Consider the following 13,536-nt stretch of genomic DNA (forward strand, 5'->3'; position numbering starts at 1 on the left):
GCGCTACGTCATTGGCCTAACTCAACGCTAGATTGCCTGGCTACAAATTATATGATTAAGGAAGCAATAATGAAGAAACCCTTACTTATTCTAGGTGCGATGGTTTTACTGCAATCCGCTCCGTCAGCGGAAAGTGCCGGTACCATAAGCGGGACGCTAGGTGCGACATTAACGATTATTAAAGGATGTTATCTTAATGACAGTTCTGCCCCTGGTGGCCTGACCAACTTAGGCACAATCAGCTTCGGCTCGGTGCCAGACTTAAATGTCCAGATCAAGCAGCCATATAGCAGCACGGCCAATGGCACGCTAAATTTATACTGTAGCGCCGGAACCGCCTACAGTATCGGGATAGATAACGGAGCCCATGTCACCGGTACCCAGCGCCGGTTGGCCGGTGGGAGTTCAGAGTTTGTGAATTACAATTTATATAACGACGACGCCTATTCCGTCCCATGGACAACCACTGGCGCGGGTCTTCTCAGCGGGACCGCAACCGCTATTGCTACCCCTATCCCGCTCACTGTCTACGCGCAAGTTCCGGTGCAGGCGACGCCGAGTGTCAGCACCTATACCGACACCGTCAACGTGACTGTCAGTTGGTAGCCAGCATGACATGGGATATTGCCCCGGATAACTCACGGATAACTCGAGATAAAACGGCGCTCTTGTGGTTTATTTTTTTTCTGTTCTTACTGCGAACCTATCCGGCTGATGCCGTGACTAAAACTGCCAATATCACAGTCAATGCGACGTTATTGCCCACCTGCATCGCGGGCACCACAGTGGGGGGTACCACCAGCTTTGGCACCTTAAATTTTGGCTCAGCCACCGTGCTGAACACCCCGATAGCGGTTACCGGTCAGGCCAACAGCGGAGCGATTTCCGTCCAGTGCAGCAAAAGCACCAGCTTTAGCGTATTACTCAGCCCCGGCCAAAGCGGCAGTGTCAATAACCGTTATTTGGCTGGCGGGCCGACCAGTCAGCATGTGAATTACAACCTGTATACCGACTTAGCGCATAGCCAAATTTGGGACAACACCGTGGGGGTTTCACAAGTTGCCACCGGGCAACCCGTTACCCTCCCCGTTTATGGGCTGATCCCGATACAGAGCACTCCGGCTGCCGGCATTTATACCGACACCATTCAAGTTACTGTCAATTGGTAGGGAGAGAATAATATGGCACATAACAGTTTCTATCCCACCTTAATTCAATTACTGGTTCTTAGCTTATTCGGCTTACCCGTGACCGGCAGTTATGGGGAAACTTTAAATAGCCCCTTTGCAGTCAAAGCAACCATATTACCCGGCTGTATTTTAGGCAGTGGAACAACTGATAGCAGCAGTTTTGGCACACTAAATTTTGGCAATATATCTTCATTATCAACAGTAATTAATATCGTCTCCAGCCAAAACGCCGGTTCAATCATGATTCAATGCAGTGGTACACCCAGCATGACTCTGGCACTCAATAGCGGGGCAAATACCACCGGCAATATTTCCGCTGGCAGGCAGTTACTCAACAGTGCCACCGGTGAATATCTGTTTTATCAAATATTTCAGAACAGCGCCCGCAGTGTTATTTGGGGCAATGGCAGTAACGGCGGAACAGCGCAAGTTATTAGCGCAAACAGTACGCTGCAACAAATTATTTTATATGCGCAATTATTTGCCACCAACACACTCCCCACCGCGGGGAACTACACCGATACGCTATTAGTGACCGTCACTTATTAAATGGCTATTTATTTAATGTGGGTATTTTACCGACAAGGAGTTCACCATGCTTAAATTAACATCGCTCGCATCAATGACCTTGCTCCCATTGACAGTTTCATTCGCCATGGCCCTTACCAGCAGCCCACTCCATGCCGCTTCCTCAGTACTGATTTGGCCTATTGATCCTGTGATAAACAGTCATGAGAAAGCGACGGCGCTGTGGCTAGAAAATAAAGACAGCCAGCCGATTTATATGCAAATCCGCGTATTAGGCTGGCAGCAAAAAGCGGGGCAGGAAGATTACAGCAATCAGTCGGCTATTATTGCCAGCCCACCCGTAGCGACTATTTTGCCGGGTAAACGCCAACTGATCCGCCTGATTAAAAACACTCCGGTGCCCGCAGGCCAGGAACAAGCATTCCGAGTGTTGATTGATGAAATCCCCCGCAAAGATCCCAACGAAGACGCGCCTATGCCCTCTTTGAATATGGGGCTGATATTTCAGATGCGCTACTCCATTCCGTTATTTATCTATGGTGAGGGTCTGAAATCTGAAGATGCAAATAACCCCGCAACCTTCTTTCCGCTGAATCTTGGCTATAAGTTCATTCAGGATAACGGTAAAACGTGGTTGGCGATCCGTAATCAAGGACAGACTCATGCCCGAATTTCTCACGTCAGTTTACAAAATAAAAATATTAATAGCGGGCTGATGGGCTACGTGCTGCCAGGTAATGAAATGCGTTTTCAAGTTCCGGCTTCAGCAAGTGGCGGTCAATTAACAGCCTTGGTGAATAGTCACCCAAAACCTATTGTTATTCCCCATCAATAGACTATCCAGATGAAGAGTCTTTATTGATTAATGCAGGGTTAATGCGTTGATAAACAGGAATAAATGTAAACACGTTAGGGTTTGGCATGATTATCAAATTCAGGCTGTCGCCATTTTTGACATTGATGTATGCCTCAATGATATCTCCTGTATTTATACCACTAACGGTATTGGGGGATGATTTGCCTCCCCCGCCATCTGCTGCGGTGATGCCTGACACGACCTTATATCTTGAACTGGTGGTTAATGGCCGCAACTTCGGTGAAGCTGTGCCGGTGATATACCGTGGCGGGCATTATTATCTGACGTCCGAGCAGCTAAAAGCCGTCGGTTTCCCCTCATCCATAGCGAGTACGCCCGAAGTTGCCATTGATGCTATGGATAAAGTGCATGTCACCTATCAAGGTGATAACCAACGGTTACTCATTGATATTCCTAGTGAATGGTTACCGCGGCAGCGGGTTAATACCACCACCACCGAGGACTATAATCTAGCTCAAAGTAGCCTTGGGCTGCTCTTTAACTATGATGTCTATGCCAGTCAGGGAGATCATAGCGGCCCCCCCAGTAATGTCTCGGCCTGGACAGAACAGCGCCTATTCGACCACTTCGGTTTGTTCAGTAACACCGGAGTTTATCGCACTAGTTTGACGGATACCGATAACATCACCGTCGAAAAAGGGTATGTCCGATACGATACTCAGTGGCGATTAAATGATGAAAATCATATGATCAGCTACACGGCGGGCGATCTGATAACCAACTCACTCACCTGGAGCAGTTCAGTCCGCTTGGGTGGATTTCAAGTATCACGCAACTTTGCCATCCGCCCGGACTTAGTCACTTACCCGCTGCCCCAGTTTGCAGGTCAGGCAGCAATCCCCAGTACCGTTGACCTCTATATTGATAACTTTAGAACCCAATCGGCAATGGTTAACCCCGGCCCTTTTGTCATTGATAATGGGCCAAGAATCAATGGTGCCGGGCAAGCAACCGTGGTCACCACGGATGCATTAGGCCGCCAGGTCAGCACCTCAATCCCTTTCTATGTCGCCAGTAATCTGCTCAAGCCCGGTTTATGGGACTTCAGTATTTCCAGCGGCATGCTACGCCAAAACTATGGTATTCATTCTGCTGATTATGGTTCCCCGGTTGCCAGCGGAGTGCTTCGTTATGGCACTACCCCTTGGCTGACACTTGAGGGCCGGGCAGATATTGCCAAACAACTGAATGTCATGGGAAGTGGTGCCAGCTTACGTGTCGGTAATTATGGTGTTTTAAATGGTTCCTACAGTATCAGTCAAGCCGGTGATGAAGTGCTAGGCAGTGGCATCGCCCCCACAGAAACAAATGCCGATTTACCGGCCTCCTACTCGCCTCTGCGCTATGGCGGGCGCGGTGACCAATACGCACTCGGTTACAGCTATAGCAATGCATTTTTCAGTTTAAATGCACAGCGTATTACTCGCAGTGAAAACTACGGTGACCTGGCAAATTATAAAAGTGAATATCGGCCCAGTCGCCGTACAGACCAAATCACCGGCAGCCTCGGGCTGGGTGCCTATGGCTCTATCGGCTCCGGTTACTTTGATGTCCGAGATGCATTAGGAGAGCGAACCCGCCTGGTCAACCTCAGCTACAGCACCACTGTCGTGGGTAATACTAGTTTTTATTTCTCGGTCAACCGAGAGCTGGGCAGCAAAGGCTACAACGCACAAATGGTCTTCAGCATCCCGCTGGGGGACTGGGGGGCGGGCAGTATCAGCAGTGTGCGCGACACGAATAACGCTTGGAGTCAACGTGTCAACTATAGCCGTGCAACCCCGACCAATGGCGGGTTTGGCTGGAATTTGGCTTATGCCAATGGCACCGGTGAAAACAGCAGTTATCAGCAAGCCGACCTCATCTGGCGAACCCGCGTGATGGAGAGCCGGGTTGGTGTGTATGGCAATACCAGCGATTATCGTCGCTGGGGAGAAGTCAGCGGATCACTGGTCATGATGAACCATGGGGTCTATGCCAGTAATACTATTAATGATGCTTTTGCGCTGGTATCAACCCACGGTTTTGGCAAAATTCCGGTGAGTTATGAAAATCAATTAATAGGCATTACCAACGACGACGGTTATTTATTAATTCCGAATGTCACCTCTTATTATCAGGCAAAATTCCAGATAGACCCAATGAGCCTACCGGCGGATGTTTCCATGCCGGAAGTTGAACGCCGCCTGGCTATTAGCGAACGTAGCGGTTATTTAGTCGATTTTCCATTGCAACAAATTACCGCCGCGACGCTGCATATTACTGATGAGTCTGGCAAAGATTTACCCAAAGGCAGCCCGATATTTACCCTCGATACTCAACCTATCAGCTATGTCGGCTGGGATGGCATTGCTTATATTGAACAAACTAAACCCAATAACAAACTGAAAATAATCCGAGCGGATAATGGTGCCCATTGCACTGTGCAATTCGCACTGAAAAACAGTGTAGGAATACAGAATATCGGCACCCGGATATGCCAATAAGCGAAAGCTATCTGCCAATAAACAAAAATAGCGGAAATAACGGAGAACATATGACCCAGAAGAACATCAGAGCAGACGATGCTAGCAATCTCTTCGGTATTATCGCGCTGCTGATATTACTGATAGGATTTATGGTTCCCTCAGCCCACGCTGACTCCTGCACATTTTCACCCGGCGCTGTGACCTTACCACCAAGCTCATCAGTCGCGGCCAATACCACCGCAGTCAATGCTCAGGGCAACACTGCGATGTCTTGTTCCGGTCTGGGGGTCAGTTTATTATCGTCCTATTCATTGTCAGCCAAAATAACCAGCACTACGAATAATCTTAACCTTAAAAATTCGGCCGGAGACCTAATTCCTTACTCGATTTATCGCAATGGATCTTTTAGCCCAGCGCTGGGTCTCAATGGTGTACTGGATTACAGCAGCGCTAATCTACTGGTAGTCGGTTTAACGGGGATCACCGCAAATCTCCCTATCTATATCCGAACCGGGATTAATGGCGCAATTAACGTCAATATCAGTGCAGGGACTTATACGGATGTCATTAATCTGGCCTGGACTTACAGTATTTGCAAAGTCGCCGCACTGGGCGCATGCGTAGGTGGATATTGGAGTGGCAGTGGTATCGGCACCGATATTTCGTCAGTGACGGTCACTCTGGTCGTCAGTAAAGATTGCGCTATTAATAAATCCCCAGACGTCAATTTCGGTGGTTTTGCGTTAGTAGGCCAATTCAACCCCGTCAGCCAAAATATCACTCTCACCTGCACTAAAGGCTCGACCTTTAATACTTATGTCACTGCTGGGGATAACCCCGTGACCAATTGGCGGCAAATGAAACTGAACTCCACGACCGTCACTGACTATTTACAATATCAGTTGTATCAAGGCGCTTCTGGCACCACATTATGGGACTCAACCTCAATGCAACCTGGCTCAGGAACGGGTGCCGCTCAACTTGTTCCTTATCACGCCGCTATTAACGCCAGTCAGAACCAACGAACTCCAGGCGACTATCAGGATAATGTAAGTCTGGTACTTGTGTATTAATTGTTAATTATGGGGATGTCGTATTTATCCTGCATTGCCGTGGAGAGCTATATATTTCCCTTTATTTTTCAGTGCAATAATCGTTAAGAAACAACTTAAAGATAAGAAAATTCCGAATGAGCTGTACTAAATCTGTCCCTGTTATACAATCTGCGGGCTTAAATAATAGCCGAAAGACTTCTACCTAAGGAAAGCCGCGATTAAACAGGAGTGGGCACCATGACTGATTATGATAATCGGGAGAAATCAGCTGACATTACTCTGCTAAAAGAAATGAACAGCTTACGGGATATCATCGAAAATAATTCAGACTGGATCTGGGAAGTTGATGTTGCCGGCCGTTATACCTTTTCATCTGCAAAATCTATCGAGCTGCTAGGTCGTCTCCCGCATGAAGTAATTGGTAAAACCCCATTTGATTTTATGCCCGAAGATGAAGCTAATCGAGTGGGTGCGATATTTGCCAATATCGCGGCTGCGCGTATTCCTTTTGCGGGTATACAAAATCGTAGTATCCGCGCAGATGGCAGCGAAGTATTAGTAGAAAGCAGTGGTATCCCGCTTTTTAACCATAATGGAGAATTCAAAGGTTATCGGGGAATAGACCGTAATCTGAGCAATTTACCTTATGATGCCAATAAACGCCTTTTTGAGTTGGAATCGATTTATTCCAGTGCTCCAGCAGGACTGTGCTTTATCGATACAACCTTATGTTACCTTACAGTCAATGACTATCTTGCTGAATTATTAGATAAAAAAACCGTAGATGTTAATGGCCGTAAAGTGGCTGATTTCTTGCCCAGCATCATCCCTATTCTGAAAAATGCCCTGCTCAAAGCCTATTGTAACGATAGCATCCCAGATGCTGAGTTTCAGATGCCGGATAAACAACGGGTATTTTTCATGCGCATCAATGCCGCCAGATATCCAAATGGTCAGGTCAGTGGCCTGTCTGTCGCGATGATCGATATCTCTGCACTGAAAAAGATGGAAGAAAAGCTGCGCAGCAGTAAACAACATTATCGCAATATGGTGGAACTGAACCCACAGATCCCCTGGACAGCCTCGCCAGATGGCATGATCACCAATATCAGCTCTCGCTTTGAAAAAATCACGGGGTTAACCCGCGAAGAAGCACTGGATGACAGATGGCTGCGAAGTATTCATGTGGATGACCGCCACCCCACATTAATAAGTTGGGAACATTCTCTGCAAACACAGGAACCACTCGACGTCGAAATACGTTTTTGCCATGTAGAAAAAGGCTGGAACTGGATGCGTATCCGCGCCGTCCCCAGCACTGACGATCAGGGTAATGTGGAGTGCTGGTACGGCACCGCAGAAGATATCCATGAACGTAAGCTACTGGAACTTAAGCTGATTAAGGCTAACCGACGTCTGGAAATTCAAGCCAGAACTGACTCGCTAACCAAATTACCTAATCGCCGAGAGTTCAAGAAAGTATTGGCCCATGAATTTATGCGGGCAAGGCGCTCAAACTCGCCATTGGCCATTTTAATGATTGATATAGATTATTTTAAGAATTTCAATGATTGCTACGGCCATATTTCTGGTGATGCATGTCTGCGGTTGGTCGCCAGGACATTGCGTAAATCATTGAAACGCAGCACCGATATTGTCGCCCGTTATGGCGGAGAAGAATTCGCCGCTATCTTGCCAGACACGGACCAAAAAGGTGCCAGTTTAGTGGCAGAACATATTCTGCAATCTATCAGGGCGATGGGTATCAAACACGGCGAAAGCAAATTCCGCAAAGTGACCATCAGCCTGGGGGTCACCGTCTATCAATCTCAACTGCACAGCAATATTACTGATCAGGCTGATTTGGTGCAGACTGCTGACCAGGCACTTTATTATTCTAAAAAGAATGGTCGTAATCAGTTTAATTTGGCCGAGCTTCCCCGCTAGCGGCTAGCGGCATTTTTTTCGCGCCACCTTCTGGCGCTTTTTTTTAGCTCGGCTATTCTCAATAAGGCGACCAGTCTGGTCATACCTCATACCACTCGGTAAAGAAGGAGTCTTTATGGGAAAAACCGTGGTAAAAATCAGAAGTTTCGAAGTGGATGACGCGGTATTATCCGCACCATTGGAGAAAGGCGAAAACACGCTCAGTATCCCGTGCAAGTCAGATCCTGAATTGTGTATGCAGCTAGATGGATGGGATGAAAATACCAGTATTCCTGCAACATTAGACGGTAAAGATAAGCTGCTCTACAAAAAACATTATGACCGACATCAAGACGCCTGGGTGATGAAGGTCACTTGACGGTTTAAAGATCCGTCACCCATAGCTAAAATTTATGAGTGGCGGTTTCTTCATTTTACATTCGATAAAGCTGGCTGCTAAACAGCGCTTGCTGCTTGCATCACAAACTCTGCTATCAGAATGTTTCCAACAGTTTGAATTGCATACAAATCAGCATCATATCTGGGGAGAATAGTTCGTATTCTTCAAAAAACCGCTGATGCTCTTTACGCCAATAAGCCAACGAACGATCGCCCTCACCTTCAGCAAAAGCATGCGCCTCATCAACCTGGGCAAAAGTTTTCAGCTCAACATCCGTCAACTCGACTGCACAAACTGGTTCATTACGGCCATTGACCACAACAAAAACATCACCCGCCTGCGGGACACCTTCTTCATCTAATGCAGCACAAGTTGCCGTTTTAGTACCATTGAGAACCAATGCCAATAAATCATCCGCGACTTGTTCAGTATCACCAAAAGCCCAACGTTCAGCGTTTTCATATTTTTGTGGAATTGCAGCCATAGTTTCATTATTCCTATTCGTAATATTATTGATGCAGCGCATATTATACTTTAACGCTACGAACTCACTCTCGCATCAACATAAATTTTCGCTACTATACCTAAATTGTGGTAAAAAAATAAATCCCGTAAAACAATTTCAAATCAAACAATTTCAAATCAAACAAATCTATTGAGGTAAAAATAAAGGCCTATGGTGACCAAACGCTTACATACAAAACATTGGAAAATGTTTTTGGTGTTACTTTGCATCTGTGGCGCATTAATGCTGCTGCGGTGGGCGTCTATGATTTTTGGCTGATTGAACCGCCACTACTGTTTGTCTTTAGGCAAAAATAAACAGCCACATTTTGGGCACACTAACGCTGTATTTTTATGCACTTTTTCTGTGCTTTGTTCAGATGCTGCGCCGCAATCTGGGCACTTAATGTTCACTTTGGCACTGCTAACCAGTTTTCTGATGCTATCAAGAAATGACATATACTCGCCTCTCAGTTGTACAACCTCATTAGATTACGTTAACCAACGCCCCTAAACCGTGGCGTGGTCAGCGTTACTCAGATTATCTTTACCGGATGAGATCTCACTCAGTGGAAATAACCGGTTTTGCAGGAGACAATGGAAAGAAACAAGCAGAAAATGGAAAGATACGAGGGGGAAACATTCACCACGCTGCATGGCTGGCATGCTTGGCGTAGTGAAATGGTAGGCAGGTTATTGGAAACCCTTGGTCTGGGATCAGTGATTCCATAATTCTTGGATCAACCCTCTGACCCGAACCTTGGAAGCACCAGCAACCAGGCTGATAATACGGTTCGCACTCAACGTAGAAACATCCGTATTCCATTCATCAAACGAATGATCGGAATAACTGTCGTTGAAAACCTTTTTTATCGAGGATTCAGCTTCGGACATCTCACTGAAACTCTTAGCGTTTATTAAGCACTGAGCAATGATTGAGACTTTTTTCATGTTTTATCCTTGATTATCGGTCGCATAGTGTAGCACAATCTCACTCTCTCTGCTCGTATGCTGCTTAAATTGTTTTCTATTTAGGCTAACCGATTGATAAAAAACGAAATCCAACAAATATTATCAGTGACTCTTACCTCTAGCTCGTTTGACCCATGCGCTTATTGGCCCGAAAAGTCTGATCTGCAATCTCGATATTTTCTAAAAAAAGTCGATTTTGTCGCAAATCAGTCACAATAAATTCATTATTTATTCATTTGCTGTGCGCTTTTTATTCAATTAAAGTCTATAGTGTAATGGATCTGACATGGTCACATGTTTTACTCGCGTAGGTAACCGAGGTATCAAATGATCAGTAATTTCTTTCTCTATTCACTTTTTATTATTTATATCGGTGCCGCAGTTGTTGATGGCTCGCTGCCTCTATTTAGCCAGATGTAGCCAGATGTCGTTATATTCAGTCTAATGTGAGTCTGTTGCCACGTTCGCGTTAGAGATTGCATCTTGCAATAAGGTCCCCATCTCAATAGCACCCGGCGGCCGTAACGCCCACTTAGGCCCCTGTAAAGCCTCGGCATAACCCGCCTGATATAAATGCTCCATCTTCACCGGATCAAAAATCTCTGCGCCGTTAATATCAATATCCGGTGGAATAGTTATCCAGTGAAATCCTGATTTTTCAGCCAATGAGAAAGCATAAATTCGGTATAAATCGCCGACTAATGCCGCTTTACTGGTTGAATCCAGCGTGCGCAAAGCAATATTTCGGACCAATCGCGGGGTGGGTGCCGGTTGTGGGCCTAGCTGACCATTGTGAATAATATAAATATCTTCTTTACTCTCGGCTAAGCCCGCTCTGGCACGCACCACTTTGGAACTGTATACCCCACCATTGTAAAAAACTCGCGCCGCAACACCGCCATCGACATGCATTTCATCATAATGTTTACCTTTAGCCACCACATCAAAAAATACGGGTGAAAAAGCGACGGGGACGGAGGAGGAAGCAAGCATCACTTTACGGAATAATATTAAAGCTTCCGGAGTCCCTTTCGTGGCAATCATCCCCATGTTCCACACAATAAAGCGCTGCGAATCAAGATCAACCGTGCCCATATACAACCGCCGCCCTTGTTGATGGGCCTTGGCTATTTCACTCAGTAATTGAGGTGTTATATGACCATCAATGAGCTGAGATAATGGACTGGTATCCGCCAATGACTCGCGGAAAAATAGACGAAAGAGCAGATTATCCAAATGGAAAATATCTTGGGTGGTCGTCGTAGTATAAAAGTCATGCAGCGCCTGGTCATAATCACTGCCTAAAAAGGCAAAAGGCGCGATCAGGGCGCCGGTTGATACCCCACTCACCACTTTAAAAACCGGCCGTTTGCCCGTTTTAGTCCAGCCATTCAAAAAACCGGCACCGAAGGCGCCATTAGGGCCTCCGCCTGATAAAGCTAAATGAGGATAAACATGAGTTCCATCAGCCACGTGGAACATCTCTTTCGGCTCATCTTGATAGGATTGCAGTAAATCAGCTTCAAATATTGGGCTAATATGCCCGGCTCCCGCGCGAATATTGGGCATTCCAGGGATTTCGGCCTCCGGCATTAGCGCCACAGGTACTGGATTTCTGGGTAATTGACTACAAGCGCCTAATAAAAAAAAGCCCGTCAGTAGCACCGAGACACGTATTAACTTCCCACTTTTTATCATTATTTTTTCCAGCAACTCGGCCATAGGTAACTCACTAACTTTATATTATTTTCATGACAATCGCCTAAAACCGAGCTACCGATTAAGCCACTGTTACTGTGAGGGATTAGAGTAATAACCAGCCGTACTATGCTGGTTTCAAGAGTTTCTCCCCACCGTCTGGGATTCACTATTTTTGTGACAACGCACGCCATTGCTGTACTGAAGGCCGTTGCCATTGATAACTTGCATACTTACGCAAATATGCCGGCAGTTCGTCACTATTGAGCGCCAGCCGGTTAAGCATTAACGCCAAATCAGTATCTGCAATGCACCATTCACTGAATAAATTCTTCCGACCATCCTAAGGGCTGAAAAAATCCGCACCTGTATACAACGTAATGGCTTGCTGATTCATAGTGGCTCCACCAGGTTATTACTAAAAGATGACGTTAATCGATTTTACTGTTCGCTGAAGTTTCCGGTTGCTCTGTATTATTTTCGATATAAAGTGTTCGGCTGGGAAAAGCAAAGTCTGCGCCATGCTGATGCACTATATCGATAAATTTCAAATAACAGTTTTGCTGAACTGCCAGCCATTCAGCCCATACTTTGGTCTTAGTAAAGCAATAAACCATAATATTGAGAGAAGACTCGCCAAACCCATTGAAATAGACCAATAAGGTCTGTTGCTGATCAATATCATCATTATTGGCTAAAAAATTGTGCATTTCATCCACAATTATTCCTATTTTATCCGCATCCTCATAACGCAGCGCCAGAGTGGTTTTTATTCTGCGGTTGGTCATGCGTCCGGGGTTTTCAACACTAATATCGGTGAATATGGAGTTAGGAACATACAGTGGACGATTTTCAAACGTCATTATTTTTGTCAGCCGCCAACCTATTTCAACAACAACACCCTCAATATGGCGATCAGGTAAACGTATCCAGTCTCCAATATTAAAAGGGCGATCAAAATAAAGCATCACGCCAGAAAAGAAATTACTCAAAATATCTTTTCCAGCCATACCGACAGCAAGCCCCCCAATACCGCCAAAGGTAACTAGCCCGGAAAAACTCATGCCCAGATGTTCACCATAGAGTAGAACGACCACCACCACGAAGGTAATTTTCAGCATGCGCGAGATGATTTTAGCGCTGGTGATATCACTCCCTTTTGCCACCTGTCGCTTTTCCAATACATCAAATAATACAAACATCCTACGCATCAACATCAGCAGGATAACTGACATACAGATAAAATTAACTGTCTTGGGCGTGATAAAGTTTATCTTTATGTCAACAAGTACATTATTGATGATCTTTCCCACCACAATTACCATGACAGACCACAGCAGGAAGCTTACAAATTGTAATATAAACCTATAACGAGAATGGTGCCGTCTCATTCCCCACACTGAGACAATTAATAAGGCAATGATGCAACTGATGACCAAAATCAGCCCGACAATGTTTTCCATAGTAAATTGAGCAACCATATGCCTTATGCCCTCAAACCTATCTCATGTGCTACTTCTCGCCTGTACATAGGCTGCGAATAACATTTATATCGCAGCCCAGAGCCGAAAAACACACTAACGAAGATTAATCTTCTGCGGGTGTATCATCTAAAATCGTCAGCAAAATATCCGCATCCGGGGTTGTGATATGTTTCCCTTCCAGGAAACCTGCGAGTTTAGCTTCAGCATTATGCTCGTACACTTCATAACCTGCAATTCGATAACCCGGCACACCATCCTGACCACGAATATACTCATCGCCGTCAATATAGTACTCAACAACACCGTTGGCATCTTCAATCTCGTAACGTTTATCAAACGGGAACTGTTTCATCACTCATCCTAAAAAACACTGCATACCGATATAATGCCAAAATACCGCTTTTTTAGGAAGCACTAGCCGCAACGCTATTCAG

At 45.7% G+C, this 13,536-nt stretch carries 16 protein-coding genes and 1 pseudogene; 9 read left to right on the plus strand and 8 right to left on the minus strand.

What is annotated here, in order from left to right; translation table 11 throughout:
* Positions 1-69: 69 nt before the first annotated feature.
* From OVO64_RS00050 to OVO64_RS00065, 4 genes are read left to right on the plus strand one after another with little or no spacing between them, the layout of a single operon-like run.
* A complete protein-coding gene (locus OVO64_RS00050) occupies positions 70-606 on the plus strand; it encodes a spore coat U domain-containing protein (protein ID WP_038632495.1) in 537 nt (178 codons plus the stop codon).
* Positions 607-611: 5 nt separating this feature from the next.
* Entirely contained in the window at positions 612-1,169 is a 558-nt protein-coding gene (locus OVO64_RS00055) for a spore coat U domain-containing protein (RefSeq protein WP_038632493.1), read from the plus strand.
* A gap of 12 nt (positions 1,170-1,181) precedes the next feature.
* On the plus strand, positions 1,182-1,739 hold the full coding sequence (locus OVO64_RS00060; protein ID WP_038632491.1) for a spore coat U domain-containing protein: 558 nt from the start codon (positions 1,182-1,184) through the stop codon (positions 1,737-1,739).
* 46 nt (positions 1,740-1,785) lie between these two features.
* On the plus strand, positions 1,786-2,553 hold the full coding sequence (locus tag OVO64_RS00065) for a molecular chaperone (RefSeq protein WP_038632489.1): 768 nt from the start codon (positions 1,786-1,788) through the stop codon (positions 2,551-2,553).
* A gap of 1 nt (position 2,554) precedes the next feature.
* Here OVO64_RS00065 and OVO64_RS00070 read toward each other — a convergent pair whose 3' ends face one another.
* Positions 2,555-2,773: a fimbrial protein gene (locus tag OVO64_RS00070; protein WP_235202971.1), complete on the minus strand. Its 219-nt coding sequence runs from the start codon at positions 2,771-2,773 to the stop codon at positions 2,555-2,557.
* Here OVO64_RS00070 and OVO64_RS00075 point away from each other — a divergent pair.
* From OVO64_RS00075 to OVO64_RS00090, 4 genes are all read left to right on the plus strand, one after another.
* A complete protein-coding gene (locus OVO64_RS00075) occupies positions 2,691-5,081 on the plus strand; it encodes a fimbria/pilus outer membrane usher protein (RefSeq protein ID WP_267248495.1) in 2,391 nt (796 codons plus the stop codon). The two genes, OVO64_RS00070 and OVO64_RS00075, sit on opposite strands and share 83 nt — an antisense overlap.
* Before the next feature lie 50 nt (positions 5,082-5,131).
* Positions 5,132-6,136, plus strand: a complete 1,005-nt coding sequence (locus OVO64_RS00080; protein ID WP_038632484.1) for a spore coat U domain-containing protein — start codon at positions 5,132-5,134, stop codon at positions 6,134-6,136.
* 219 nt (positions 6,137-6,355) lie between these two features.
* Positions 6,356-8,065, plus strand: a complete 1,710-nt coding sequence (locus OVO64_RS00085) for a diguanylate cyclase (RefSeq protein ID WP_038632482.1) — start codon at positions 6,356-6,358, stop codon at positions 8,063-8,065.
* Positions 8,066-8,180: 115 nt separating this feature from the next.
* Positions 8,181-8,423 carry a YebV family protein gene (locus OVO64_RS00090; protein ID WP_038632480.1) on the plus strand — a complete coding sequence of 81 codons (243 nt, stop codon included), beginning with the start codon at positions 8,181-8,183 and terminating at the stop codon, positions 8,421-8,423.
* A gap of 115 nt (positions 8,424-8,538) precedes the next feature.
* On the opposite strand, the gene OVO64_RS00095 is transcribed toward OVO64_RS00090, so the two are convergent.
* Positions 8,539-8,928: an ASCH domain-containing protein gene (locus OVO64_RS00095; RefSeq protein WP_038632479.1), complete on the minus strand. Its 390-nt coding sequence runs from the start codon at positions 8,926-8,928 to the stop codon at positions 8,539-8,541.
* A 192-nt stretch (positions 8,929-9,120) separates the two neighbouring features.
* On the opposite strand from OVO64_RS00095, the gene yniD reads away from it, so the two are divergent.
* Positions 9,121-9,228: a small membrane protein YniD gene (gene yniD, locus OVO64_RS00100; RefSeq protein WP_086019094.1), complete on the plus strand. Its 108-nt coding sequence runs from the start codon at positions 9,121-9,123 to the stop codon at positions 9,226-9,228.
* 11 nt (positions 9,229-9,239) lie between these two features.
* On the opposite strand, the gene OVO64_RS00105 is transcribed toward yniD, so the two are convergent.
* The 6 genes and pseudogenes from OVO64_RS00105 to OVO64_RS00130 all read right to left on the minus strand — a co-directional run bounded on the left by OVO64_RS00105 (position 9,240) and on the right by OVO64_RS00130 (position 13,454).
* The gene (locus OVO64_RS00105; protein ID WP_215624503.1) at positions 9,240-9,407 is read right to left on the minus strand and encodes a YnfU family zinc-binding protein; all 168 of its coding nucleotides are present in this window, start codon (positions 9,405-9,407) and stop codon (positions 9,240-9,242) included.
* Positions 9,408-9,665: 258 nt separating this feature from the next.
* Positions 9,666-9,899 carry a hypothetical protein gene (locus tag OVO64_RS00110; RefSeq protein WP_038632477.1) on the minus strand — a complete coding sequence of 78 codons (234 nt, stop codon included), beginning with the start codon at positions 9,897-9,899 and terminating at the stop codon, positions 9,666-9,668.
* 462 nt (positions 9,900-10,361) lie between these two features.
* Positions 10,362-11,618 carry a patatin-like phospholipase family protein gene (locus OVO64_RS00115; protein ID WP_042562619.1) on the minus strand — a complete coding sequence of 419 codons (1,257 nt, stop codon included), beginning with the start codon at positions 11,616-11,618 and terminating at the stop codon, positions 10,362-10,364.
* Positions 11,619-11,787: 169 nt separating this feature from the next.
* A pseudogene (locus OVO64_RS00120) lies at positions 11,788-11,961 on the minus strand (glutathione S-transferase); the annotation flags it as partial.
* A gap of 88 nt (positions 11,962-12,049) precedes the next feature.
* Positions 12,050-13,099, minus strand: coding sequence for a mechanosensitive ion channel family protein (locus OVO64_RS00125; RefSeq protein ID WP_038632473.1), 1,050 nt, complete (start codon positions 13,097-13,099; stop codon positions 12,050-12,052).
* Between the two features lie 106 nt (positions 13,100-13,205).
* On the minus strand, positions 13,206-13,454 hold the full coding sequence (locus OVO64_RS00130; protein WP_038632472.1) for a hypothetical protein: 249 nt from the start codon (positions 13,452-13,454) through the stop codon (positions 13,206-13,208).
* Between the last annotated feature and the right edge of the window lie 82 nt (positions 13,455-13,536).

The organism is Yersinia sp. Marseille-Q5920 (assembly GCF_946902935.1).
In the GTDB taxonomy this organism is placed as follows: Bacteria; Pseudomonadota; Gammaproteobacteria; order Enterobacterales; family Enterobacteriaceae; genus Yersinia; species Yersinia rochesterensis.